At 69.2% G+C, this 23,626-nt stretch carries 21 protein-coding genes, 2 tRNA genes and 1 pseudogene; 18 read left to right on the top strand and 6 right to left on the bottom strand.

Going from position 1 to position 23,626, the window contains the following annotated elements:
- Nucleotides 1-126: 126 nt before the first annotated feature.
- From gnd to ACWC21_RS05620, 7 genes are all read left to right on the top strand, one after another.
- Complete coding sequence (gene gnd / locus ACWC21_RS05650) at nucleotides 127-1,005, top strand: phosphogluconate dehydrogenase (NAD(+)-dependent, decarboxylating) (RefSeq protein WP_450878468.1); 879 nt, start codon at nucleotides 127-129, stop codon at nucleotides 1,003-1,005.
- A gap of 100 nt (nucleotides 1,006-1,105) precedes the next feature.
- Nucleotides 1,106-2,227: a DNA replication/repair protein RecF gene (recF, locus tag ACWC21_RS05645; RefSeq protein WP_450878466.1), complete on the top strand. Its 1,122-nt coding sequence runs from the start codon at nucleotides 1,106-1,108 to the stop codon at nucleotides 2,225-2,227.
- Nucleotides 2,224-2,805 carry a DUF721 domain-containing protein gene (locus ACWC21_RS05640; RefSeq protein WP_450878464.1) on the top strand — a complete coding sequence of 194 codons (582 nt, stop codon included), beginning with the start codon at nucleotides 2,224-2,226 and terminating at the stop codon, nucleotides 2,803-2,805. The genes recF and ACWC21_RS05640 overlap by 4 nt, the downstream gene beginning before the upstream one ends.
- 430 nt (nucleotides 2,806-3,235) lie before the next feature.
- Nucleotides 3,236-5,296, top strand: coding sequence for a DNA topoisomerase (ATP-hydrolyzing) subunit B (gene gyrB, locus ACWC21_RS05635; RefSeq protein WP_450878462.1), 2,061 nt, complete (start codon nucleotides 3,236-3,238; stop codon nucleotides 5,294-5,296).
- Between the two features lie 42 nt (nucleotides 5,297-5,338).
- Nucleotides 5,339-7,933, top strand: a complete 2,595-nt coding sequence (gene gyrA / locus ACWC21_RS05630; protein ID WP_450878460.1) for a DNA gyrase subunit A — start codon at nucleotides 5,339-5,341, stop codon at nucleotides 7,931-7,933.
- Between the two features lie 18 nt (nucleotides 7,934-7,951).
- On the top strand, nucleotides 7,952-8,701 hold the full coding sequence (locus tag ACWC21_RS05625; protein WP_450878458.1) for a DUF3566 domain-containing protein: 750 nt from the start codon (nucleotides 7,952-7,954) through the stop codon (nucleotides 8,699-8,701).
- Nucleotides 8,702-8,825: 124 nt separating this feature from the next.
- Nucleotides 8,826-8,902: transfer RNA gene (locus ACWC21_RS05620), tRNA-Ile, on the top strand.
- A gap of 342 nt (nucleotides 8,903-9,244) precedes the next feature.
- On the opposite strand, the gene ACWC21_RS05615 is transcribed toward ACWC21_RS05620, so the two are convergent.
- Nucleotides 9,245-9,565, bottom strand: coding sequence for a DUF6344 domain-containing protein (locus ACWC21_RS05615; RefSeq protein ID WP_450878456.1), 321 nt, complete (start codon nucleotides 9,563-9,565; stop codon nucleotides 9,245-9,247).
- A 252-nt stretch (nucleotides 9,566-9,817) separates the two neighbouring features.
- On the opposite strand from ACWC21_RS05615, the gene ACWC21_RS05610 reads away from it, so the two are divergent.
- Together ACWC21_RS05610 and ACWC21_RS05605 are read left to right on the top strand one after the other, a co-directional pair.
- On the top strand, nucleotides 9,818-9,946 hold the full coding sequence (locus ACWC21_RS05610; protein WP_003999697.1) for a DLW-39 family protein: 129 nt from the start codon (nucleotides 9,818-9,820) through the stop codon (nucleotides 9,944-9,946).
- A 103-nt stretch (nucleotides 9,947-10,049) separates the two neighbouring features.
- Nucleotides 10,050-11,402, top strand: a complete 1,353-nt coding sequence (locus ACWC21_RS05605) for a hypothetical protein (RefSeq protein WP_450878454.1) — start codon at nucleotides 10,050-10,052, stop codon at nucleotides 11,400-11,402.
- Here the strand turns inward: ACWC21_RS05605 and ACWC21_RS05600 are convergent.
- Nucleotides 11,366-12,772 (bottom strand): serine/threonine-protein kinase, encoded by a 1,407-nt coding sequence (locus ACWC21_RS05600; RefSeq protein ID WP_450878452.1) that lies wholly within the window; start codon nucleotides 12,770-12,772, stop codon nucleotides 11,366-11,368. The genes ACWC21_RS05605 and ACWC21_RS05600 overlap by 37 nt on opposite strands.
- A 113-nt stretch (nucleotides 12,773-12,885) precedes the next feature.
- Nucleotides 12,886-13,434 (bottom strand): helix-turn-helix domain-containing protein, encoded by a 549-nt coding sequence (locus tag ACWC21_RS05595; RefSeq protein WP_450878450.1) that lies wholly within the window; start codon nucleotides 13,432-13,434, stop codon nucleotides 12,886-12,888.
- A gap of 178 nt (nucleotides 13,435-13,612) precedes the next feature.
- Between ACWC21_RS05595 and ACWC21_RS05590 the strand changes: the two genes are divergently transcribed.
- Nucleotides 13,613-13,685: transfer RNA gene (locus ACWC21_RS05590), tRNA-Ala, on the top strand.
- Nucleotides 13,686-14,040: 355 nt separating this feature from the next.
- Here ACWC21_RS05590 and ACWC21_RS05585 read toward each other — a convergent pair.
- Nucleotides 14,041-14,754: a DUF5324 family protein gene (locus ACWC21_RS05585; RefSeq protein ID WP_450878448.1), complete on the bottom strand. Its 714-nt coding sequence runs from the start codon at nucleotides 14,752-14,754 to the stop codon at nucleotides 14,041-14,043.
- 315 nt (nucleotides 14,755-15,069) lie between these two features.
- Here ACWC21_RS05585 and ACWC21_RS05580 point away from each other — a divergent pair, with 315 nt between their 5' ends.
- Both ACWC21_RS05580 and ACWC21_RS05575 read left to right on the top strand, forming a co-directional pair.
- Nucleotides 15,070-15,603 (top strand): peptidylprolyl isomerase, encoded by a 534-nt coding sequence (locus ACWC21_RS05580; protein WP_450878446.1) that lies wholly within the window; start codon nucleotides 15,070-15,072, stop codon nucleotides 15,601-15,603.
- Nucleotides 15,604-15,688: 85 nt separating this feature from the next.
- On the top strand, nucleotides 15,689-16,576 hold the full coding sequence (locus ACWC21_RS05575; protein WP_450878444.1) for a rhomboid family intramembrane serine protease: 888 nt from the start codon (nucleotides 15,689-15,691) through the stop codon (nucleotides 16,574-16,576).
- 261 nt (nucleotides 16,577-16,837) lie between these two features.
- Here the strand turns inward: ACWC21_RS05575 and crgA are convergent, their stop codons facing one another.
- On the bottom strand, nucleotides 16,838-17,092 hold the full coding sequence (gene crgA, locus ACWC21_RS05570) for a cell division protein CrgA (protein ID WP_450878442.1): 255 nt from the start codon (nucleotides 17,090-17,092) through the stop codon (nucleotides 16,838-16,840).
- 142 nt (nucleotides 17,093-17,234) lie between these two features.
- Here crgA and ACWC21_RS05565 point away from each other — a divergent pair, with 142 nt between their 5' ends.
- From ACWC21_RS05565 to ACWC21_RS05540, 6 genes and pseudogenes are all read left to right on the top strand, one after another.
- Complete coding sequence (locus ACWC21_RS05565; protein WP_450878440.1) at nucleotides 17,235-18,098, top strand: DUF881 domain-containing protein; 864 nt, start codon at nucleotides 17,235-17,237, stop codon at nucleotides 18,096-18,098.
- 22 nt (nucleotides 18,099-18,120) lie between these two features.
- Complete coding sequence (locus ACWC21_RS05560) at nucleotides 18,121-18,828, top strand: class E sortase (RefSeq protein WP_450878438.1); 708 nt, start codon at nucleotides 18,121-18,123, stop codon at nucleotides 18,826-18,828.
- A gap of 4 nt (nucleotides 18,829-18,832) precedes the next feature.
- Nucleotides 18,833-19,043, top strand: a pseudogene (locus tag ACWC21_RS05555) (hypothetical protein).
- Nucleotides 19,040-19,678 carry an aminodeoxychorismate/anthranilate synthase component II gene (locus ACWC21_RS05550; protein ID WP_450878436.1) on the top strand — a complete coding sequence of 213 codons (639 nt, stop codon included), beginning with the start codon at nucleotides 19,040-19,042 and terminating at the stop codon, nucleotides 19,676-19,678. Before ACWC21_RS05555 ends, ACWC21_RS05550 begins: the two are co-directional and overlap by 4 nt.
- Nucleotides 19,675-20,715 carry a class E sortase gene (locus ACWC21_RS05545; RefSeq protein WP_450878434.1) on the top strand — a complete coding sequence of 347 codons (1,041 nt, stop codon included), beginning with the start codon at nucleotides 19,675-19,677 and terminating at the stop codon, nucleotides 20,713-20,715. The genes ACWC21_RS05550 and ACWC21_RS05545 overlap by 4 nt, the downstream gene beginning before the upstream one ends.
- A gap of 13 nt (nucleotides 20,716-20,728) precedes the next feature.
- Nucleotides 20,729-21,487, top strand: a complete 759-nt coding sequence (locus ACWC21_RS05540; protein WP_450878432.1) for a class E sortase — start codon at nucleotides 20,729-20,731, stop codon at nucleotides 21,485-21,487.
- Between the two features lie 67 nt (nucleotides 21,488-21,554).
- Here ACWC21_RS05540 and pknB read toward each other — a convergent pair whose 3' ends face one another.
- The gene (gene pknB / locus ACWC21_RS05535) at nucleotides 21,555-23,555 is read right to left on the bottom strand and encodes a Stk1 family PASTA domain-containing Ser/Thr kinase (protein ID WP_450878430.1); all 2,001 of its coding nucleotides are present in this window, start codon (nucleotides 23,553-23,555) and stop codon (nucleotides 21,555-21,557) included.
- Between the last annotated feature and the right edge of the window lie 71 nt (nucleotides 23,556-23,626).

Genomic DNA, 23,626 nt, shown 5'->3' with positions numbered 1-23,626 from the left:
AGCCGCAGGTGAGGGCATACGAATGAGCGCGTATGCCCACAGCTGTGCGGGAGAGTCCGGGTTTAGGCTCGGACACGGGTACGACAGTGCCTCTCACGCCACACAGCGACCTAAGGAACACAACTGATGGAGCTCGGTCTCGTCGGCCTCGGCAAGATGGGCGGCAACATGCGCGAGCGTATCCGCCGCGCGGGTCACACCGTCGTCGGATACGACCGCAACGCTGACCTCGCGGATGTCCACAGCCTGGAAGAGCTTGTGGGTAAGCTCTCGGGCCCGCGCGTGGTCTGGGTGATGGTCCCCGCCGGTGCGCCCACCCAGTCGACGATCGACCGGCTCGCCGAGCTGCTGGAGCCCGGCGACGTGGTCGTGGACGGCGGCAACTCCCGCTGGACGGACGACGAGAGGCACGCCGAGGAGCTGGCCGCCAAGGGCATAGGTTTCGTCGACTGCGGCGTCTCCGGCGGCGTCTGGGGCCTGGAGAACGGCTACGCGCTGATGTACGGCGGCGACGCCGAGAACGTCGCCAAGGTGCAGCCGGTCTTCGACGCGCTCAAGCCGGAGGGCGAATCCGGGGCGGTGCACGCGGGCCGGGTCGGTGCGGGCCACTTCGCGAAGATGGTCCACAACGGCATCGAGTACGCCATGATGCAGGCCTACGCCGAGGGCTGGGAGCTGCTGGAGAAGGTCCACTCCGTGGAGAACGTCCGTGAGGTCTTCCGCTCCTGGCAGGAGGGCACGGTCATCCGTTCCTGGCTGCTCGACCTGGCGGTGAACGCCCTCGACGAGGACGAGCACCTGGCCGGGCTGCGGGGCTACGCCCAGGACTCGGGCGAGGGTCGCTGGACCGTGGAAGCCGCCATCGACAACGCGGTGCCGCTGCCGGCGATCACCGCGTCGCTGTTCGCGCGGTTCTCCTCCCGTCAGGAGGACTCGCCGCAGATGAGGATGGTCGCCGCGCTGCGCAACCAGTTCGGCGGCCACGCGGTCGAGAAGAAGCCGTAGCGCGGACTCGACGACGGCGGAAGAGCCGGGCGAAGACGCAAGAACTTGTCCACAGGGTCGCACGGCGATCCACAACCCTGGGGGAGGTCGGCGAACGACCATGCACGTCACGCACCTGTCGCTGGCCGACTTCCGCTCGTACGCCCGGGCCGAGGTCCCGCTCGACCCGGGTGTCACGGCCTTCGTCGGCCCGAACGGGCAGGGCAAGACGAACCTCGTGGAGGCGATCGGTTACCTGGCCACGCTCGGCAGCCACCGTGTCGCCTCCGACGCGCCCCTGGTGCGGATGGGCGCCGATCGCGCGGTGGTCCGCGCACAGGTCCGGCAGGGCGAGCGGCAGCAGCTGGTCGAGCTGGAGCTGAACCCCGGCCGGGCCAACCGGGCCCGCATCAACCGGTCCTCGCAGGTCAGGCCGCGGGACGTGCTGGGGATCGTACGGACCGTGCTGTTCGCGCCCGAGGACCTCGCCCTGGTCAAGGGCGATCCCGGGGAGCGGCGCCGCTTCCTGGACGAGATGGTCACCGCGCGTTCCCCGCGCATGGCGGGGGTGCGCTCCGACTACGAGCGGGTGCTCAAGCAGCGCAACACGCTGTTGAAGTCGGCGGCGCTGGCCCGCCGGCACGGTGGCCGCTCGATGGATCTGTCCACGTTGGATGTGTGGGACCAGCATCTGGCGCGGGCAGGTGCCGAGTTGCTGGCCCAGCGGCTGGATCTGATCGCCGCGGTCCGGCCGCTGGCCGACAAGGCGTACGAGCAGCTGGCTCCGGGCGGTGGCCCGGTCGCGCTGGAGTACAAGCCGTCGGCGCCCGGTGAGGCGCACAGCCGTGAGGATCTGTACGCGCAGCTGATGGCGGCTCTGGCGGACGCCCGCAAGCAGGAGATCGAGCGGGGGGTGACCCTCGTGGGCCCGCACCGGGACGATCTGGTTCTCAAACTCGGCCAGCTGCCTGCCAAGGGATACGCCTCGCACGGCGAGTCCTGGTCCTTCGCGCTGGCGTTGCGTCTGGCGTCGTACGACCTGCTGCGCGCGGAGGGCAATGAGCCGGTGCTGGTCCTCGACGACGTCTTCGCCGAGTTGGACGCCCGGCGGCGCGAGCGGCTGGCCGAGCTGGTCGCGCCCGGTGAGCAGGTGCTGGTGACGGCCGCGGTCGACGACGACGTACCGCATGTGCTGGAGGGCGTCCGGTACGCCGTGTCCGGGGGGACGGTGGAGCGGGTATGAGCACCGAGGGGCCCGGCTCCGAGAAGGGGCCGCAGCAGGGTGCGCAGCAGGTCCCTGAGAGGGCCCGCGAGAAGGGTCGCGAGCCTTCGGGTGTCGATCTCGCGCGCGTGGCGCTGCGCGCGGCGAAGGAGCAGGCACGCGCGCGTGGTGACGTGGCGCAGCAGAAGAAGCAGGCGCGGCGCGGGGGTCTGCGTTCCGGGGCGCGCGCGGACGGCCGTGATCCGATGGCGCTGGGCGCGGCGATCAACCGGCTGATCACCGAGCGGGGCTGGGAGACTCCGGCGGCGGTGGGCGGTGTGATGGGCCGCTGGCCGCAGATCGTCGGCGAGGACGTGGCCAAGCACTGTGTTCCGGAGAAGTACGACGAGGACGAGCGGGTTCTGGTCGTGCGCTGTGACTCCACGGCCTGGGCGACGAATCTGCGTCTGCTGGGGCCGACGCTGGTGGCCCGTCTCAATGAGGATCTCGGTCATGGCGCGGTCCGGTTGATCAAGGTGTTCGGGCCCGGCGGACCCGCCCGTCGCCATGGGCCGCTGCGTGCCCCGGGCAGTACGGGGCCCGGTGACACCTACGGGTGACGGAACTCACATAAGAAGATCGCAGGGGCCGGCCGCGGGTGCGTTCCGGCCGTTCGGCACGGGGTCGGCCGCTCTGTGCACGCTCTTGCGAATCCCGGGCTGGCCGGGGGGTAGCGAAGGGTTGACGTCCCAAAGCGCTGAGTGCCGCTGTGAGCCTCTTGGAGCCCCCTTCCGTATATCGGGACCCGAGCGAGACCGGTTGAGGGCGGCACATGCGGACTCAGGTACCGGCAAACCCCCATCACTGTCGGCGCTACCGGTAGACTGGAAGCCAATCCCGCCCCAAACGTGGGGACCGCTCGGGAAAAGCTGAGCAACGCTGATCAGGGCTTGACCAACGCAACATGCCGCAGCCGCTCCGAACCCTCCCCCGGAGGGGGCGTTTCCAGGAGCCCGGCTCGTGCTGTGCCAGTGCCAGAAAGGGCGCTTCGTGGCCGATTCCGGCAACCCCAACGAGAACATCCCGTCCACCGACACGGGCGCGAACGGCCCGGCGACCTCCTCGAACGGGGAGGTCACGGCTTCGTACGACGCCAGTGCCATCACCGTCCTCGAGGGTCTGGACGCGGTCCGCAAGCGACCCGGTATGTACATCGGCTCGACCGGGGAGCGTGGTCTGCACCACCTCGTGTACGAGGTGGTCGACAACTCCGTCGACGAGGCGCTGGCCGGCCACGCGGACACCATCGACGTGACGATCCTGGCCGACGGCGGTGTGCGTGTCGTCGACAACGGCCGTGGCATCCCGGTGGGCATCGTGCCCTCCGAGGGAAAGCCGGCCGTTGAGGTCGTGCTGACCGTGCTGCACGCGGGCGGCAAGTTCGGCGGCGGCGGTTACGCGGTCTCCGGCGGTCTGCACGGTGTCGGCGTGTCCGTCGTGAACGCCTTGTCGTCGAAGGTGTCCGTCGAGGTCCGGACGGACGGTCACCGCTGGACGCAGGACTACAAGCTGGGTGTCCCCACGGCCCCGCTCGCCAAGCACGAGGCGATCGAGGCGACGGGCACCTCCGTGACCTTCTGGGCCGACCCGGACATCTTCGAGACCACCGAGTACTCCTTCGAGACGCTGTCGCGGCGCTTCCAGGAGATGGCGTTCCTCAACAAGGGCTTGACGATCAAGCTCACCGACGAGCGCGAGTCGGCGAAGGCCGTGACCGGTGCGGACGAGGCGGGCGCCGACGAGAAGGACGAGGTCAAGACCGTCACGTACCACTACGAGGGCGGCATCGTCGACTTCGTGAAGTACCTCAACTCCCGCAAGGGCGACCTGGTGCACCCCACGGTCATCGACCTGGAGGCCGAGGACAAGGACAAGAGCCTGTCCCTCGAGGTCGCGATGCAGTGGAACAGCGGCTACAGCGAGGGCGTGTACTCGTTCGCCAACATCATCCACACCCATGAGGGCGGTACGCACGAGGAGGGTTTCCGTGCGGCGCTGACCTCGCTGATCAACAAGTACGCGCGGGACAAGAAGCTGCTGCGCGACAAGGACGACAACCTCACGGGTGACGACATCCGCGAGGGTCTGACGGCGATCATCTCGGTCAAGCTGAGCGAGCCGCAGTTCGAGGGCCAGACCAAGACCAAGCTGGGCAACACGGAGGCGAAGACCTTCGTGCAGCGGGCGGTGTACGAGCACCTCAACGACTGGCTGGACCGCAACCCGGTCGAGGCCGCCGACATCATCCGCAAGGGCATCCAGGCGGCCACCGCGCGCGTGGCGGCCCGCAAGGCCCGCGACCTGACCCGGCGCAAGGGCCTGCTGGAGTCGGCCTCGCTGCCGGGCAAGCTCTCCGACTGCCAGTCGAACGACCCGACCAAGTGCGAGATCTTCATCGTCGAGGGTGACTCCGCCGGCGGCTCGGCCAAGTCGGGCCGGAACCCGCAGTACCAGGCGATCCTCCCGATCCGCGGCAAGATCCTCAACGTCGAGAAGGCCAGGATCGACAAGATCCTGCAGAACCAGGAGATCCAGGCGCTGATCTCGGCCTTCGGCACGGGTGTGCACGAGGACTTCGACATCGAGAAGCTCCGCTACCACAAGATCATCCTGATGGCGGACGCCGACGTCGACGGTCAGCACATCAGCACCCTGCTGCTGACCTTCCTGTTCCGCTTCATGCGGCCCCTGGTCGAGGCCGGGCACGTGTACCTCTCCCGCCCGCCGCTCTACAAGATCAAGTGGGGCCGGGACGACACCGAGTACGCGTACTCCGACCGCGAGCGCGACGCGCTGATCGAGATGGGCCGGCAGCGCGGCAAGCGCGTCCGCGAGGACTCGATCCAGCGCTTCAAGGGTCTCGGTGAGATGAACGCCGAGGAACTGCGCGTGACCACGATGGACCAGGAGCACCGGGTCCTCGGCCAGGTCACCCTCGACGACGCAGCCCAGGCCGACGACCTGTTCTCGGTCCTGATGGGCGAGGACGTGGAAGCCCGCCGCCAGTTCATCCAGCGCAACGCCAAGGACGTCCGCTTCCTCGACATCTGAGTCGGTCTCAGCTGACCGCACAGGGAAGGATCTTCACCAGCAATGGCCGACGAGAACACTCCCGTCACTCCTGAAGAGGGCGGCGAAGTCGCGATGCGTGTCGAGCCCGTCGGGCTCGAGACGGAGATGCAGCGCTCGTACCTGGACTACGCGATGTCCGTCATCGTGTCCCGTGCGCTGCCCGACGTCCGCGACGGTCTCAAGCCCGTCCACCGCCGCGTCCTGTACGCCATGTACGACGGCGGGTACCGCCCCGAGCGCGGCTTCTACAAGTGCGCCCGTGTCGTCGGCGACGTCATGGGCAACTACCACCCCCACGGCGACTCCTCGATCTACGACGCCCTGGTCCGCCTCGCCCAGCCGTGGTCGATGCGGATGCCGCTGGTGGACTCCAACGGCAACTTCGGCTCCCCGGGCAACGACCCGGCGGCGGCGATGCGCTACACCGAGTGCAAGATGGCGCCGCTGTCGATGGAGATGGTCCGGGACATCGACGAGGAGACCGTCGACTTCACGGACAACTACGACGGCCGCTCCCAGGAGCCGACCGTCCTGCCGGCCCGCTTCCCGAACCTGCTGATCAACGGTTCGGCCGGCATCGCGGTCGGCATGGCGACCAACATCCCGCCGCACAACCTGCGCGAGGTCGCGGCCGGCGCCCAGTGGTACCTGGAGAACCCGGAGGCCTCGCACGAGGAGCTGCTCGACGCGCTCATGGAGCGCATCAAGGGCCCGGACTTCCCGACGGGCGCGCTCGTCGTCGGCCGCAAGGGCATCGAGGAGGCCTACCGCACGGGCCGCGGCTCGATCACCATGCGCGCGGTGGTCGAGGTCGAGGAGATCCAGAACCGGCAGTGCCTGGTGGTCACGGAGCTGCCGTACCAGACCAACCCCGACAACCTCGCGCAGAAGATCGCCGACCTGGTGAAGGACGGCAAGGTCGGCGGGATCGCGGACGTCCGCGACGAGACGTCGTCGCGCACCGGCCAGCGCCTGGTCATCGTGCTCAAGCGGGACGCGGTCGCCAAGGTCGTCCTGAACAACCTCTACAAGCACACGGACCTGCAGTCGAACTTCGGCGCCAACATGCTGGCGCTGGTCGACGGCGTTCCGCGGACGCTGTCGCTGGACGCGTTCATCCGCCACTGGGTGACGCACCAGATCGAGGTCGTCGTCCGCCGTACGCGCTTCCGGCTGCGCAAGGCCGAGGAGCGGGCGCACATCCTGCGGGGCCTGCTGAAGGCCCTGGACGCCATCGACGAGGTCATCGCGCTGATCCGGCGCAGTGAGACCGTCGAGGTCGCGCGCGGCGGCCTGATGGAGCTCCTGGAGATCGACGAGATCCAGGCCAACGCCATCCTCGAGATGCAGCTGCGCCGACTGGCCGCCCTTGAGCGCCAGAAGATCGTCCAGGAGCACGACGAACTCCAGGCGAAGATCAACGAGTACAACCAGATCCTCGCCTCCCCGGTCCGTCAGCGCGGCATCGTCAGCGAGGAGCTGGCCGCGATCGTCGAGAAGTACGGCGACGACCGCAAGACCATGCTGGTGCCCTACGACGGCGACATGTCCATCGAGGACCTGATCGCCGAGGAGGACATCGTCGTCACCGTCTCGCGCGGCGGCTACGTCAAGCGGACGAAGACGGACGACTACCGGGCGCAGAAGCGCGGTGGCAAGGGCGTGCGCGGCACGAAGCTGAAGGAAGACGACATCGTCGACCACTTCTTCGTCTCGACCACGCACCACTGGCTGCTGTTCTTCACCAACAAGGGCCGGGTGTACCGGGCGAAGGCGTACGAGCTGCCCGACGCCGGCCGGGACGCGCGTGGTCAGCACGTCGCCAACCTGCTCGCCTTCCAGCCGGACGAGGCGATCGCCGAGATCCTCGCGATCCGGGACTACGAGGCGGCTCCGTACCTGGTGCTGGCCACCAAGGCCGGCCTGGTCAAGAAGACGCCTCTGAAGGATTACGATTCGCCCCGCTCCGGCGGTGTCATCGCGATCAATCTGCGGGAGCGCGAGGACGGTTCCGACGACGAACTGATCGGAGCCGAGCTGGTTTCGGCCGACGACGATCTGCTGCTGATCAGCAAGAAGGCGCAGTCGATCAGGTTCACCGCCTCGGACGAAACCCTGCGCCCGATGGGCCGCGCCACCTCGGGTGTCAAGGGTATGAGTTTCCGCGAGGGCGACGAGCTTCTCTCGATGAATGTTGTTCGACCCGGTACGTTCGTGTTCACTGCCACGGACGGCGGGTACGCGAAGCGGACCCGCGTCGACGAGTACCGCGTCCAGGGTCGCGGCGGCCTCGGTATCAAGGCCGCCAAGATCGTGGAGGACCGCGGTTCGCTCGTGGGCGCGCTGGTGGTCGAGGAGAACGACGAGATCCTCGCCATCACCCTCTCCGGCGGTGTGATTCGTACGCGAGTCAACGAGGTCAGGGAGACGGGCCGTGACACCATGGGCGTCCAACTGATCAACCTGGGCAAGCGCGATGCCGTCGTCGGTATCGCTCGTAACGCCGAGGCGGGACGCGAGGCGGAGGAGGTCGACGGCGACGTGGCCGTCGACGAGACCGTCGAGGGTTCCGCGACCACCGGCACGGACGAGGGTGAGGCGCCCTCGGACGAGTAGCACGAGGAGTGAGTCATCGTGAGCGGAGCCACGGGCGCCGGGTCGGCCGGTACCTCCACGGGTACGGAAACGGACGGCGGCGGCCGTGGCTCCGCCGCGAGCGCCGCGCAGTCGGATCCGCAGACCACCAATCTGAAAGCGGTCAAGCCGTCCGCGAAGGACCCGTCCTCGCCCGACTCCCATGGACCCCAGGGGGGAACCGTGTCGGACACCAGAGGCCGTGAGGCCCAGCAGGCGCCCGAGGCGGCCTCGCCGCTGCCCGGGGAACGGGGGCCGCAGCAGCCCTCCGGCCCCTACCACCCGCCGCAGGCCTACCCGGCACAGGGCACGGGAGCGGCCGTACGCCGTCCGCGTACCGGTGCCGGTGCCGGTGCGGGTGCGGCGCGCACGGCGCCCCGCACCCGCAAGGCGCGGCTGCGGGTGGCCAAGGCCGACCCCTGGTCGGTGATGAAGGTCAGCTTCCTGCTCTCCATCGCGATCGGTATCTGCACGGTCGTCGCGTCCGCGGTGCTGTGGATGGTCCTGGACGCGATGGGCGTCTTCTCGACGGTCGGCGGCCAGATCTCGGAGGCCACCGGCTCCACCGAGTCCAGCGGCTTCGACCTGCAGGCCTTCCTCTCGCTGCCGCACGTCCTGACGTTCGCCACGATCATCGCGGTCATCGACGTGGTCCTGGCCACCGCCCTCGCCACGCTCGGCGCCTTCATCTACAACCTTTCGGCGGGCTTCGTCGGTGGCATCGAGCTGACCCTCGCCGAGGACGAGTGATCTCCCCCTGCCATCCGCTGCCCCACCTCGGCTGACGGTCCCCCGACAACCGATTTTGGGACTGCCCCGGTCGTGCGCTAATCTTCAGGAGTCAGCGCGCGGGACACACACCGCACAGCGCGGCGGGGCTATAGCTCAGTTGGTTAGAGCGCATCCCTGATAAGGATGAGGCCACAGGTTCAAATCCTGTTAGCCCCACCAGCGAGAAAACCCCCAGCCGGTAACGGCTGGGGGTTTTTGGCGTCCACGGAGGTGTCAAGGCCTCTTGCCCGCGGCCGCCGCGGCGGTCCCGGCCGGGTGGCAGACGAGAGGGGCCTTCCCTCATCAGCCCTGGTGGCATCGCCCTCGGTGCGGTGCGGTGCGGTGCGGTGCGGGCCGGCTCGGTGTGCCCGGCCGGACGCCGGTGCCCGGGGCATCCGTACGGTCCGGGGCACATACGACGAGACCCCCGACCGGTTCCGCCGGTCGGGGGTCTCTCTGTGCGGGTGCTGTACGCAAGCTCGCCGTCGTGTCGATGTCGCCGGGGTACTGCCCGGGCGGGCGTCAGGTCTGCAGCGGGGCCGTGTGCTCGGAAGGGGCGGACGCTTCGTGGTCGGCGAGGGGTCGGCGGCGGCAGCCGGGGGACTTGCCGTGTGCTTCGGCCTGGATGCGTTGCTTCATCGTGGGGGGCAGGGACGCGGCGTACAACCGGGACCAGGGGGTCAGCACCTGGGCCGCCACCTGGACGGCGGGGCTGCTGCACGGCTCCTCGGTCCGCGGTGCGGCCGCGGCGGTGGTCGCCGTGACGAATCCGAGCGCCGTGCACAGCGCGAGGAAGGCGGTCACGATGACGGTCCACAGCTTCATGACCTTGTTCCTGGCCATGGTCCCCTCACTTTCGGGTCGGGCGATTTGCGTACTTTGCTCATCATGTGTATGAGGGCCGCGAAGTGGTGGACCGACGCCCGTGGCGCGGCGATGTTCAGATGAACACCACTCGGATGGGTGTAAGAGAAAGAAATTGTTCTCATTTGGACCGAAGTTGGGGGTCCCGATGTAGGTCACCGATCGATATCGGTCGGTGTGTATAGTCGGGCGCCAGAGGTCCCCTACGTCAACGAAAGACGAGGTCGCGCGGTGAAGAAGCTTCTCCTGGTCGCACTGGCCGCCATCGGCGGGCTCCTCGTGTACCGCCAGATCCAGGCGGATCGCGCCGAGCAGGATCTGTGGACGGAGGCGACTGACTCCGTGCCCACGGGTTCGTGAGTACCGGAAACACCGAGAACTGAGCAGGCCCCGACCGCCCTCGCGGTCGGGGTTTCGTGTTGCAGGATGGGTGGCGGTCCGGTACAGGCGCGAGGGGGCGGGCATGGGGACGGGACGGTGGCCTACGGGGTGGTGGCGAACGGCGGTACGTTTCGCCGTCACCACGGCCCTGATCGGCGCGGTGACCGGCCTGCCGGGCGCCGCGGCCGCCGACGGCGCCGCGACCGGGGCACCGGGCGGCTACGCGTTCGCCCCGGGTGCCCGGTCCGTGAAGGGCACGGCGCGGACCACGGACGCCGAACGGCTCGAGCCCGGCCGGACCTACCGCAGCTCCCTGGCGAGGAAGACCACGCTCTACTACCGCCTCGAACTCACCGCCCCGGACACCGCCTACGTCCCCGTCACCGCCGTGCCCCCGCCCGACGCCACGGTCGCGGCCACCGACGGCATCACCGTCTCGGTGCAGAACTCCGCCGGCGCCTCCTGCTCGACCGACTCCGCCCGCTTCGGCGCCGGCCTCAGCCCGCACCCCGTGACCGCGCTGGGCATGCGCGAGGCCGGCAGGACCCAGTGCCAGGGGGCGGGCACGTACTACGTGGTCGTCGAACGCGTCGACGCGACCGCTTCCGGGGCCGGCGGCACGCCCTCCGCCGAGGCGTGGAGCCTCGAGCTCGCCCCGGTCACCGAGCCGCCCCGGGCCGGGGCCGGCGGCACCGCGGCGCCCCAGGACTGGGACTCCGCCTCCCCGGCGCCCCTCACCGGCACCCGCCGGGAGCGCACCGGCGGCGCGGGCTTCGCCGGTGCGCGGGCCCTCGGACAAGGCGTATGGGGCACTCGCATCCGGCCGGGACAGACCGTGTTCTACAAGGTCCCCGTCGACTGGGGCCAGCAGCTGTACGCCACCGCCGAACTGGGCAACACCCCCGGCGGGCAGGGCTATGTGACCGGCGCCCTCGGTCTGGCGCTGTACAACCCCGTACGCGGTGCCGTCGCCGACGCGGCAGACGGCTACACCGGCCGTCAGACGGCGGCCGTGCTCGACCCGCTGCCGCCCGTCGAGTACGCCAACCGGTACGCGGTGAGCAGCCGGGTCGGCGCCATGCGCTTCGCCGGGGCGTACTACCTCGCCGTCCACCTCAACGGGCAGGTCGCCGACACCTTCGGTGACGGGCCGTACGAACTGACACTGCGCGTGCGTATCGAGGGCACACCGCACGCCGGACCCGGCTATGCCGGGCGGTCCGAACCCGCGAAGCTCTTCGAGGTCACCGCCGGGGACCGGGAGGCCGCGATCACGGGCGAGGCCCCCGGGGGCGGCACCGCGATGAAGGCCCTCGCCGCCGCCGGCATCGGCACCGGGACCGTGCTGCTGCTGGGCCTCGGTCTGTGGACCCTGACCGCCCGGCGCACGGCCGCGGCTCAGACGCGTGCCAGCGCCCAGAACCCGACCGCGTAGCAGGCCAGTGCCAGCAGCAGGACCGGGACGACGACCCTCCGCGTGGGCCCGGGCCGGCGCCGGCGCTGTGCGGCATGGGCGGCACGCGTGGTCCGGGGGACCTGGGCGGTATACGGAGCGGTGGGGGTGGGCGGGTGCACCGGGGCGTACGGGGGTGCCGACACGGCATACGAAGGCGAGGGGGCCGAGGGGGCCGAGGGGGCGTACGGGGACGCGTGCGCGGGGTTGTGGTTCTGTGTCGGGGGCGTAGGTGTGGGGGTGGGGGCGGGGCCGGGCGTGGGCTCCGGTGCCGGCATCGGCGCGGACGTCCGCGCCGGCAGAGGCTGAGGGGGCGGCAGGCGGAAGCTGCCGGTGTCCGAGACGGAGTGGCCCACGGGATCCGCGCCCGTGCTCTCAGCCTCGTGCGCCGCGTACGCGCCTTCGTGCGCCGCGTACGCGCCCTCATCCGCTCCGTACGTGTCTTCGCCCGCCCCCGGCCCGGATCGGGCCCCCGACGGCCCCTGCGGACCGAAGCCCGGGGGCAGCGGGCCGAGTTGGTCGAATATCTCGATCAGTTCGTCGTCGGGGCCGGGTTCCGGCAGGAGTTCCGCGGCGGCGGCGAGGGCCTTGCGCGCCCCCGTGGCGGTGCGGAAGCGGGCTTGCGGGTCCGGTTGCAGCAGGGCGGCCACGACCTGCCACAGCGGCTCGGGAACGCCCTTGGGAGCGGCGGGCGTGCCGTGTTCCACGAAGTACTGGATGAGCGCCTTCGCGTCGGGCTTGGCGCCCTCGAACAGGTACAGGGCGACCAGGCCGACGGCGAAAAGGTCGGCGGGGAAGTCCGGTTCGGCGCCCAGCATCTGCTCCGGCGCGAGGTAACCGGGCGTCCCCACCACGAGATTGGTCTCCGTCAGCCGCGGCTCGCCCAGCCGCATCGCGATGCCGAAGTCGGACAGGCGGAGCCGGGGACGGCCGGTGCCGGTGGCCTCCAGAAGGATGTTGGCTGGCTTGACGTCCCGGTGGATCACCCCTTCGGCGTGCACCGCGGCGAGGCCGGCCAGGAGCTGGTCCAGGAGCGTGCAGACGAACCGCGGCGGCAGGGGACCGTAGTCCCCGACCAGGTGGACCAGCGAGCCGCCGGCGACCAGGTCCATGGTGAACAGGACCTTGTCGTCGTCCGCGGCCCAGCTCGCCGGAGCGAGCACATGAGGGTGGTCGATCCGCAGGGCCTGCTCCCGTACGAAGCGCAGGAGGGAGTGGGCGTCGCGCTGCTGCAGCACCTTGGCGGCCACGTAACGGCGACGGCGTTGGTCCCAGGCACGCCAGACAGCGCCCACTCCGCCGCGTCCGATCGGGTCGACGAGTTCGTACCGCCCGGCGAAGACCTCACCCATGACTGTCCGTCACTCCTCCCCCTGCGGCCCCCGTGCGGTTCCCCCGTCACCTGCTTCCCCCGTGACTTGCTTCCCCCGTGATGAGAGCTACGACCCCTCCCCGGGCCGTGGAATCAGCTCTGGTGGGACTGGTAGTGCGTGACCGCGTCGGAGGTGCGGCCGGCGCCGTACACCCGCAGGAACTCCGCGAGTTCCGGATGGCTCGGGGCGAGGCTGTCGGCGGCTTCGATGATGTCGCCGGCCGCGGCCACCGAGCGCAGCAGCGACTGGATCTCGCGGACCACCCGCTTCACCGTGGGCGCGCCCGAACTGCTCGTCGTCTGCGTGGTGTTGCTGAGCACCGATCCCCCCTGGGACTTCTTGATCTCGTCCATCCGCTCGGTCGCCTCCGCGGCGCTGACACTGCCGTCGGCGACCTGCCCCGCCAGGTCCTGCAGCAGCTGCACCCGCTGGACGACCGCCGGATTGCCGATCTTCGCGCGCTGACCGCTCATCAGCTGCGACAGCATCGGCGCGGACAGTCCGAGGACCGCCGCGAGACGAGCCTGGTTGAGACCAAGATCGTCGATGAGCTTACGGAAGAGCGCCCCCAACGGCTCCCCGTACCAGTTCCGCTGCAGCTCCCGCGCTCTCGCGGTGGCTTCCTGCTGTGCGGCGTCCATTGCGTCTCCCCATCGCTTCCCCTGAACGTGGGTTCGCTGTAGCGAACCACGAGGGGCATCTTACGGAGCGTGGTCGTCCACGGGGACCCCAACTTTTTTGCGAGATCCCGGGGGTGACCCGGTACTCTGGTCTGCGGCGCCTTCCGGTGCATGATTCTTCCGGGGGATGCCTGCGTTCGGGGCCTTAGCTCAGTTGGTAGAGCGCTGTCTTTGCATGGCAGATGTCAGGGGTTCGACTCCCCTAGGCTCCACTTCACAAAAGCCCCTCCGACCTGCGGTTGAGCAGATCGGAGGGGCTTTCGCGTGCGTGGGGGCGGCACGGTGGGCCGGTGTACGGCCGGGCACGCGGCCATGAGCCGCGCGGGCACCGGGCCGGCCCTCGTCGTGCCTCGCCGTGCCTTTGCGGGCAGGATCCGCGGCCGGTGCGGCTCACCAAGGTTCACCGCGGTCCATCGCCGTTCATCGCCGTCCATCGAGGTTCATCGAGGTTCATTGAACGACGAGATGCACTGTTTGCGGTGGTTTGCAATTGTTTGCGAAAAAAGTGGGGCGGGAGACGCCAGGTGTCTCCCGCCCCACTGCTTCCGCCGGCTTCGGCGGTCGACGTCAGCCGCGCTCGTCGCGGTCCGCCGCGTCCTCCTCGGCGGCCTTGGCCTGGACCTCGGGGTCGAGCGGGGCCTCACCGCTGCCGTCGACCGACGACAGCCTGCCCGACTCGGGCACCTCCGTGGCGGCGGGCGGCTCCACCAGCCAGTCGGGGTTGGCCTGCTTGTCCCACCACTTCCAGGCGGCGAAGGCGCCGCCGGTCACGGCGCCCACCACGGCCAGCGCCTTGGCGAGGCGCCCTGCCCTGGCCCGCCGCCGGTGCTTGCGGGCCAGCTTCTGGATCTCCTTCGGCGTCACCTGACCGCGCAGCGCGGCCAGCGCGGCAGCACCCCGCGCGGCGGCCTCGTCACGCACCGGAGCGGCCGCCGCCACCGCCTGCTCGATCCTCGGCCGTGAGTAGTCGGCGGCCTGCCGAGCGGCCTTGCGGGTGCGGGCGGCGGCCTGGTGGGCCGCCTGGTCGACCTTCGGTGGCACATGGGACATGGCCTGCGTACGGGCCAGCTCCAGCCGGGGTGCGAGACGGGCGTCGTACTGGGCGCGGGCCTGCTCGGCGGCCTGGTTCACCTTGGGCGCGAGCCGTACACGTGCCTCCTGCGCATACTGCGCGGCACGCTCCTTGGCCGTGTCGGCGTAGGGCGCCACCACTTCCGCGGCGTGCAGCACGCTGTCCTTCGCCGAGCCGGTCGCGGCGCGCACGCTGTCGATGCGGGTCACGGGTTCCTCCTCCTCGGTGGCGTACGGTATTTCGACTTTCCACCCTTTTACGGATCATGCCTGTCAACGGGACATGCGGCATGCGAGGACGGGCAGACGGGTGCCGGCCCGAACCCCTCACGCCCCGTGCCCCACATACACAAAGGGTGAATACTGGGCGACAAGCGCCCGTCGTCGACAATGCCGACAATGCCACGGATCGTCGTCGCACGCGCCCGTGCCGGAACGATTCGCGCCCATACGACACCGTCGGACCACGCACGGCCCGGAGCGTGCAAGGATCAGGGGTCACAGGAAGACAACGGAAGGCAGATCGTGGCCGAGCAGCTTTACGCCACCCTGAAGACCAACCACGGCGACATCGAGGTCCGGCTCTTTCCGAACCACGCGCCGAAGACGGTCGCGAACTTCGTCGAGCTCGCCCGGGGCGAGCGGGAGTGGAAGCACCCGGCCACCGGCGTGACGAGCAAGGACAAGCTCTACGACGGCACGATCTTCCACCGGGTGATCAGCGGCTTCATGATCCAGGGCGGCGACCCGCTCGGCAGCGGCATCGGCGGCCCCGGATACGAGTTCGAGGACGAGTTCCACCCGGACCTGTCCTTCAACAAGCCCTACCTCCTCGCCATGGCCAACGCCGGACCCGGCACCAACGGCTCGCAGTTCTTCATCACCGTCTCACCGACGCCGCATCTGAACCGCAGGCACACCATCTTCGGCGAGGTCACCGACGCGGCCGGCCAGAAGGTCGTGGACGCCATCGCCGCGGTTCCCACCACCAAGCCCAACAACCGGCCGGTCAACGACGTCGTCATCGAGTCCGTCGTCATCGCACGACGCCAGGGCTGAGACAGGCCGGGGAACCAATCCTCCCGCTCGTCCGTAAGGATGAGCGGGGTGGCGCAGTGGCCACGAGACGACCGAGGTGACTCCCATGGACCAGGAGGCCGCAGGCAACACGCAGGCCGCCGCGAGCGTGCCCGTGTGCTACCGGCACCCGGACCGCGAGACCGGCATCCGCTGCACCCGCTGCGAACGCCCCATCTGTCCTGAGTGCATGGTCAGCGCCTCCGTGGGCTTCCAGTGCCCCGACTGCGTCCGCGGCGGCTCCGGCACGGGCCACCCGCCGTCCGCCTCCCGGCCGCGCACCCTCGCGGGAGGCACGGTCGCCGCCGACCCCCGGCTGGTCACCAAGATCCTCATCGGGATCAACATCGCCGTGTTCATCGCCGTCCACGTACGGTCCTCGCTCCTGGAGGACCTGGTACTCATCGGCGAGTGGCCGCCGAAGCCGTACACCCCCACGACGGGCGTCGCGGAGGGTGAGTGGTACCGCCTGGTGACCTCGATGTTCACCCACCAGGCCGTCTGGCACATCGGCTTCAACATGCTGAGCCTGTGGTGGATCGGCGGCCCCCTGGAAGCGGCGCTCGGCCGCGCCCGCTACCTCACGCTCTACCTCGTCTCGGGTCTGGCCGGCGGCGCCCTGACCTACCTGCTGGCCGACCCGCACCAGGCCTCCCTCGGCGCCTCCGGAGCCGTCTACGGCCTCTTCGGCGCGACCGTCGTGCTGGTGCGCCGGCTCAACTACGACATGCGGCCGGTCATCGCCCTGCTGGTGATCAACCTCATCTTCACCTTCGGGTTCAGCGGCATCGCCTGGCAGGCCCACATCGGAGGGCTCGTGGCAGGTCTCGCGTGCGGCTACGCCATGGTCCACGCCCCCCGCCGACGGCGGGCCCTGATCCAGTACGGCAGCTGCGCGCTGATCCTGGCCGCCGTGGTGCTGCTGACCCTGGTCAGGACGGCTCAGCTCAGCTGATACCGAACCGTTGTCCACAGTCTGTGGTGGATCTGGTGCACAGGGTGCGTACACAGCTGCGCCCCCTGCCGCTCAGGTGAGTTTTCCCAGGTCAGGCAGGGGGCGGGAGTGTGGTCGTCGGGTAGTCGGGCAGTCATACCGGCGTCAACGTCCGACGGGTTATCCACAGATCGTCGTTTTCTATCCCCAGCGTGTGGACAGGGCCTGTGGATAACTCAGCGGATAACCCTGGGCAGAGCTGCGTTCACCGGGAAGCAGCCGCTACTTCCACTGCGTGGAGACGCCGAACCCCGCGGCGATGAAGCCGAAGCCGACCACGATGTTCCAGTTGTCCAGGCTGTCGATCGGCAGGGACCCGTCCGTCACGTAGAAGACGACGATCCAGGCCAGGCCGATGAGGAACATCGCCAGCATGACGGGCGCGACCCAGGCCCGGTTGGTCAGCTTGATGGCCGTGGCCTGCTTCGACGGCGGCGGCGTGTAGTCGGCCTTCTTGCGGATACGTGACTTCGGCACGAGGGTCTCTCCTGTCGATGCGCTGCGTGGCCGCGCAGGTGGCTGGGTCGGGCTCCGGGGCAGCGTACAAGGGCACACTGAGCGCTCCCCCGGGCGTCCGTTAGCGTAGTGCTTCCGCGGCGCCGAAGGAGATAAGGGTACGTTGAGCAATTCTGCCGACTCCCCCGGGACGGGATCAACGGCTTCCACCCCTGGCCGCCCGGACCCCACCGACCACACCGACCACACTGCTCCCTCTTCCTCCCCCTCCGACCCCTCTGTCCCCTCCGTGGGAGGTTCGCGTTTCCGGCCGGTGCGGGTCCTGACGGCGGCGGTCTTCGCCCTAGCCGGGCTGATCTTCTTCACCAGCTTCGACACGGCCAAGGGCACGGACATCCGTACGGACTCCTCCTTGCTGAAGCTGTCGGACCTCATCCAGGAGCGGAGTCACAAGAACAAGGGGCTGGACGAGTCCAACGCGTCCCTGCGGGACGACGTGGAGTCGCTGGCAGAGCGGGACGACGGCAGCACCAGGGCGCAGGACGAGAAGCTCTCCGGGCTGGAGAAGAACGCGGGGACGGAGAAGCTCAGGGGCAAGGCGATCACGGTGACGCTCAACGACGCCCCACCGAACGCCACCGCCAAGCTCCCCGGCTATCCCGAGCCGCAGCCCGACTACCTGGTCATCCACCAGCAGGACCTGCAGGCCGTGGTGAACGCCCTGTGGCAGGGCGGAGCCAGGGGCATCAAGGTCATGGACCAGCGGCTGATCTCCACCAGCGCGGTGCGCTGCGTGGGCAACACCTTGATCCTTCAGGGCCGGGTCTACTCGCCGCCGTACAAGATCACGGCGGTCGGTGATCCGACGAGGATGGAGCAGGCGCTGTCGGACTCCCAGGCGATCCAGACGTACATGGTGTACGTGAACGTCTACGGCCTCGGCTGGAAAGTCACCGAGGACGGGACGGTGACTCTGCCGGGTTACTCGGGCACAGTGGACCTGCACTACGCGAAGCCCGTGAAGTAGGTGTCCCCTCCAGGAGCCGCCGGTGCGCGTGATCGTCAGGACCGTCAGCGAGCTCTGCATCACCGTCGGAACCCTGATCGTGCTGTTCGTGGTCTACGTGCTGTTCTGGACCGGCGTGAAGGCCGACAGGGTGATGAACGACCAGATCGACCAGCTGCAGCGGCAGTGGTCACAGGAGGCCGTGCGTTCCAAGGCCCCCGCGTCGTCCTCCGGCTCCGACGTTTCCACGTCCCGTTCTCCCGGGAAGCCCGCGGCCTACAGGTACGGCCGGCCTTTCGCGATCATGTACATCCCCCGGCTCGGTTTCACGTGGAACAAGCCCGTGCTCGAGGGCACCGGCACGGACGTGCTGAAGAAGGGGCTCGCCCACTACGCGCGCACCGCTCGGCTGGGACAGGAGGGCAACTTCGCCGTCGCGGGCCATCGGCGTACGTACGGCGACCCGTTCAAGGACTTTCCCGAGCTGCGGCCCGGGGACGCGGTCGTGCTGACGGACGGAACCACCTGGTTCACGTATCGGATCGACAAAGGGCCTTACAAAACGGTTCCGAGTGATGTTGAAGTGATCGACCCTGTGCCACGTAAGTCGGGGTACACGCGCCCGGGCCGGTACCTGACGCTGACCACGTGCGATCCGGAATGGGGGCACAGTCACCGGCTGATCGTCTGGGCGCACCTGGACTCCACACAGCCTGTGGAGGCAGGCAGACCCAAGGCTCTGCGCCGTTAGTCTGGTGAGGTACGGCGTGAGTCTGGTGCCGTGGGTGGAACGGAAGGGACGGCATGTACGGCTGGATCTGGCGGCATCTGCCGGGAAACGCGTGGGTGAAGGCGCTGATCTCACTGTTGCTGGCGCTGGCCGTGGTCTACGTGCTCTTCCAGTACGTCTTCCCCTGGGCCGAGCCGCTGCTGCCCTTCAACGATGTGACGGTGGACAACCAGTGAGTGCGCGGATTCTCGTCGTCGACAACTACGACAGCTTCGTCTTCAACCTGGTGCAGTACCTGTACCAGCTCGGCGCCGAGTGCGAGGTGCTGCGCAACGACGAGGTGTCGACGGCGCATGCACAGGACGGCTTCGACGGGGTACTGCTGTCGCCGGGCCCGGGGACTCCGGAGGAGGCGGGGGTGTGCGTCGACATGGTCCGGCACTGCGCCTCGACGGGTGTCCCGGTGTTCGGCGTCTGCCTGGGCATGCAGTCGATGCAGGTGGCGTACGGCGGTGTGGTGGACCGCGCGCCGGAGCTGCTGCACGGCAAGACCTCGCTGGTGGAGCACGAGGGGCGGGGTGTCTTCGCGGGACTGCCGTCCCCGTTCACGGCGACCCGCTACCACTCCCTGGCGGCCGAGCCGGCGACGGTGCCGGCCGAGCTCCAGGTGACAGCCCGTACGCACGACGGCATCATCATGGGGCTGCGCCACCGTGAACTGCCCGTAGAAGGCGTGCAGTTCCATCCCGAGTCGGTGCTCACCGAGCACGGTCACCGGATGCTGGCCAACTGGCTGGCGGAGTGCGGTGACCAGGGGGCCGTGGCCAGGTCGGCGGGGCTCGCCCCGGTGGTGGGCAGGGCCACGGCGTGACCGCGTTGCGCCCGGAGCGCGAGACCGATACCTCGTACGGGGATCAGTCGTACGAGGCTTCTGGTGCGCGTGGGGACTGGTACGGGCAGGGGGCGCACGAGGAACCGTATCTGCCTCCCGTCGACGAGGAGACGGTGGCGCTGCGGATACCGGATCCGCCGCCTCAGCGGGCTTCTGCGGCCTCTTCGGCCACGTCTGCCACAGGAACCCGGTCCGGTGGCCGGGCGGCCCGCAGAAAGGCCGCCAGGCGTCGTGGCGGGCGCCATGGCGCTGCCCGGGAGGCCGTGGAGGAGCCGCCGGAGGATCCCCGGGGCGGGGCGCCGTTGTCCCGCGTCGAGGCCCGGCGTGCGGCCAGGGCCCGCAAGGCGAGTCCCGCGGTCGTCGCGAGCAGGGTGATCGGCGAGGTGTTCATCACCACCGGTGTGGTGATGCTGCTGTTCGTCACCTACCAGTTGTGGTGGACGAACGTGCGGGCGCATGCCCAGGCCGGGAGGGAGGCGAACACCCTCCAGCAGGACTGGGCGAGCGGCAAGCGTGCCCCGGGAACGTTCGAGCCGGGGCAGGGCTTCGCCATCCTGCACATCCCCAAGCTGGACGTGGTGGCGCCGATCGCGGAGGGCGTCAGCAACAAGAGCGTGCTCGACAAGGGCATGGTCGGCCACTACGGCGAGGGCGCGCTGAAGACGGCGATGCCGAGCGCGAAGACGGGCAACTTCGGCCTGGCCGCGCACCGCAACACGCACGGTGAGCCCTTCCGGTACATCAACCGGCTGCAGAAGGGCGACGCCGTGGTGGTGGAGACGCAGGACACCTACTACGTCTACAAGATGACCTCGATGCTTCCCGTGACAGCTCCTTCGAACACGAGTGTGCTGGATCCCGTTCCGAAGGGCTCGGGTTTCACCGGGCCGGGCCGCTACATAACCCTGACCACGTGCACGCCGGAGTTCACCAGCAAGTACCGGCTGATCGTCTGGGGCAAGATGGTCGAGGAACGGCCGCGCAGCAAGGGCAAGCCGGATGCGCTCGTCGAGTAAGGGCAGATGAACAGTGGCAGCGACCGCCGACGACACCGAAGCACACAAGGATGCGCCCGAGGCGCCCACTCCCCGTCGCCGGCGAACGGGCCGGATCGCGACGGCGGTCAGCTTCTTCGGTGAACTCCTCATCACGGCGGGCCTGGTGCTCGGCCTCTTCGTCGTCTACTCCCTGTGGTGGACGAACGTGGTCGCCGACCGCACGGCGCACAAGCGGGCCGACAAGGTCCGCGACGACTGGGCCCACGGCTCGTCGAAAGGCGGCGGGCCCGGGGCGCTGGACACCAAGGACGGCATCGGTTTCCTGCACGTCCCGTCGATGAGGAACGGCGAGGTCCTGGTGGAGAAGGGCACGTCGACGAACGTGCTGAACGACGGTGTGGCCGGCTACTACACGGACCCGGTCAAGGCCACGCTCCCGACCTCCGGCAAGAAGGGCAACTTCGCCCTCGCGGCCCACCGTGACGGCCACGGCGCCAAGTTCCACAACATCGACAAGGTGAAGGTGGGCGACCCGATCGTCTTCGAGACGAAGGACGACTGGTACGTCTACAAGGTCTTCGACATCCTCCCGGAGACCTCGAAGTACAACGTCAAGGTCCTGACCTCGGTCCCGAAGGAGTCGGGCGTCAAGAAGCCCGGCCACTACATCACCCTGACGACCTGCACGCCGGTGTTCACCTCCCGGTACCGGTACGTGGTGTGGGGGGAACTGGTCCGCGTGGCCAAGGTGGACGGCAAGCGGACACCGCCGAAGGAACTGCGGGGCTAGCCTCGCTGAAGCCGAGAGGGCCCCGGCACCCATGTCACCAGGGTGCCGGGGCCCTCTCGTCGTGCGGTCAGCCGGTCACACCGCCGAAGATGTTGTTGCCACCGTTGCCGCCGCCGCCGTTGTTGCCGCCGCCGCCACCGAAGCTGACGGTCTGCAGGGTGATCGGCGTGCCGCCCGGGTTGTCCTCCGGGGTGTTCGCCGGCGGGTCCTGGTTGACGACGATCGCGTTGTCGCTCTGGTCACTGCCGTTGGCGAACTGGATGTTGGTGAAGCCGGCCTTCTGCAGGGTCTCCTTGGCCTGCTTCACGGTCTGTCCTTGCACGCTCGGCACCTGCACCTGCTGCTTGGCCTTGCCGACCTGGATCTGCACCGTGGAGCCCTTGCTCAGCTGGGTACCTGCCTGCGGGTCGGTAGCGATGACCTTGCCGACCTTGGACTGGTCGTCGGTATCCACGTCGGTGCAGTTCCCGACGAGGTTGTTGGAGGTCATCAGGGCCTTGGCCTCGTCGCAGGACTTGCCGGTGGCGTCGGGGACGGTCGCCTTCTCCTCGGCCTTGGCGACCGTGAGGGTGATCGTCGTGCCCTTCTGCCGCGACGTGCCTCCGGGCGGGTTCTGGTCGGTGACGATGCCCGGCGTCCTGGAGGACACCTCGACCTTCTTGTCAACCACGAAGCCCTTGGCCTCGAGCTGGCTCTTGGCCTCGTCGAACTGGGCGCCGAGGACATCCGGCACCTGGATCTTCGGCGTGCCCGTGGACACGGTCAGGGTGACGGTGTCGCCCTTCTTCACGTCCGTGCCCTCGGTGGGATTCTGGGAGCAGACCGTCTTCGCCGGCTTGCCACAGGCCTTCTTGGTGATCGAGAGCTTCAGGCCGACGTTGTCGGCCATGCTCGACGCCTCGGACTGTGTGTGGTCCACGAAGTTCGGCGCCTTGAAGGGCTCGTTCGACGAGTCCTTGCCAGGGAACGCGTACTTCCCGATCAGGATCGCGCCCACCAGCACCAGGATGCCCGCCACGACGAGCAGGATGGTGGAGGTGTTGTTCTTCTTCGGCTGGCGGCGCCGGTCCGGGCGGTCGTCGTAGCCGAAGCCGCCGTCGTCCGGGTTCATCGGCGGCAGCATGGTCGTGGCGCCGGCGCCAGCGTCGGAGCGCAGGGCCGTGGTCGGCTGGTCGTCGGGGTAGCCGCCGTAGCCGACCGAGCCCAGTGCGGCCGTGGCCGCGACCGGCTGGCCGTCGAGGCAGGCCTCGATGTCGGCGCGCATCTCGTCGGCGGACTGGTAGCGGTAGTCGGGGTCCTTGACCAGGGCCTTGAGGACGATGGCGTCCATCTCGGGCGTGATCTCGGGGTCGAAGACGCTCGGCGGCTGGGGTTCCTCGCGGACGTGCTGGTAGGCGACGGCCACGGGGGAGTCGCCGACGAAGGGCGGGCGGACCGTCAACAGCTCGTAGAGGAGACACCCGGTCGAATAGAGGTCCGAGCGGGCGTCGACCTGCTCGCCCTTGGCCTGTTCGGGCGACAGGTACTGGGCGGTGCCGATGACCGCCGCCGTCTGCGTCATGGTCATGCCGGAGTCGCCCATGGCGCGGGCGATGCCGAAGTCCATGACCTTGACCTGGCCGTTCCGCGTGAGCATGACGTTCGCCGGCTTGATGTCACGGTGGACGATGCCGCTGCGGTGGGCGTACTCCAGGCCCTGGAGGATGCCGATGGTCATCTCCATGGACCGCTCCGGCAGCAGCTTGCGGCCGCTGTGAAGAAGCTCACGGAGCGTGGAGCCGTCGACGTACTCCATCACGATGTACGGGATCGAGACCCCGTCGATGTAGTCCTCGCCCGTGTCGTAGACCGCGACGATCGCGGGATGGTTGAGCGAGGCGGCCGACTGGGCCTCCCGGCGGAACCGGGCCTGGAAAGACGGGTCGCGCGCGAGGTCCGCGCGCAGCGTCTTCACCGCCACGGTGCGGCCGAGGCGCGTGTCATGCGCGAGGTAGACCTCGGCCATGCCACCACGGCCGAGCACCTGGCCCAGCTCGTACCGGCCGCCGAGGCGACGCGGCTCTTCCATAGTTCCCTACCAGCCCTCTCCGTCGGTCCCGGCCGTCACGTGTGTGTGCGGCCGGAGGCTGTCGTCCGGGC

It is taken from the genome of Streptomyces sp. NPDC001348 (assembly GCF_053597535.1).
This window is presented reverse-complemented; position numbering and strand designations above follow the sequence as displayed.

Excerpts from the sequence above, each read along its gene's own strand:
- ACWC21_RS05575 (WP_450878444.1), top strand. The coding sequence starts at position 15,689 with ATGGACCAGGAGGCCGCAGGCAACACGCAGGCCGCCGCGAGCGTGCCC.
- ACWC21_RS05615 (WP_450878456.1), bottom strand. The coding sequence starts at position 9,565 with ATGGCCAGGAACAAGGTCATGAAGCTGTGGACCGTCATCGTGACCGCC.
- pknB (WP_450878430.1), bottom strand. The coding sequence starts at position 23,555 with ATGGAAGAGCCGCGTCGCCTCGGCGGCCGGTACGAGCTGGGCCAGGTG.
- ACWC21_RS05600 (WP_450878452.1), bottom strand. The coding sequence starts at position 12,772 with ATGGGTGAGGTCTTCGCCGGGCGGTACGAACTCGTCGACCCGATCGGA.
- ACWC21_RS05595 (WP_450878450.1), bottom strand. The coding sequence starts at position 13,434 with ATGGACGCCGCACAGCAGGAAGCCACCGCGAGAGCGCGGGAGCTGCAG.
- ACWC21_RS05605 (WP_450878454.1), top strand. The coding sequence starts at position 10,050 with ATGGGGACGGGACGGTGGCCTACGGGGTGGTGGCGAACGGCGGTACGT.
- ACWC21_RS05640 (WP_450878464.1), top strand. The coding sequence starts at position 2,224 with ATGAGCACCGAGGGGCCCGGCTCCGAGAAGGGGCCGCAGCAGGGTGCG.
- gyrA (WP_450878460.1), top strand. The coding sequence starts at position 5,339 with ATGGCCGACGAGAACACTCCCGTCACTCCTGAAGAGGGCGGCGAAGTC.
- gnd (WP_450878468.1), top strand. The coding sequence starts at position 127 with ATGGAGCTCGGTCTCGTCGGCCTCGGCAAGATGGGCGGCAACATGCGC.
- recF (WP_450878466.1), top strand. The coding sequence starts at position 1,106 with ATGCACGTCACGCACCTGTCGCTGGCCGACTTCCGCTCGTACGCCCGG.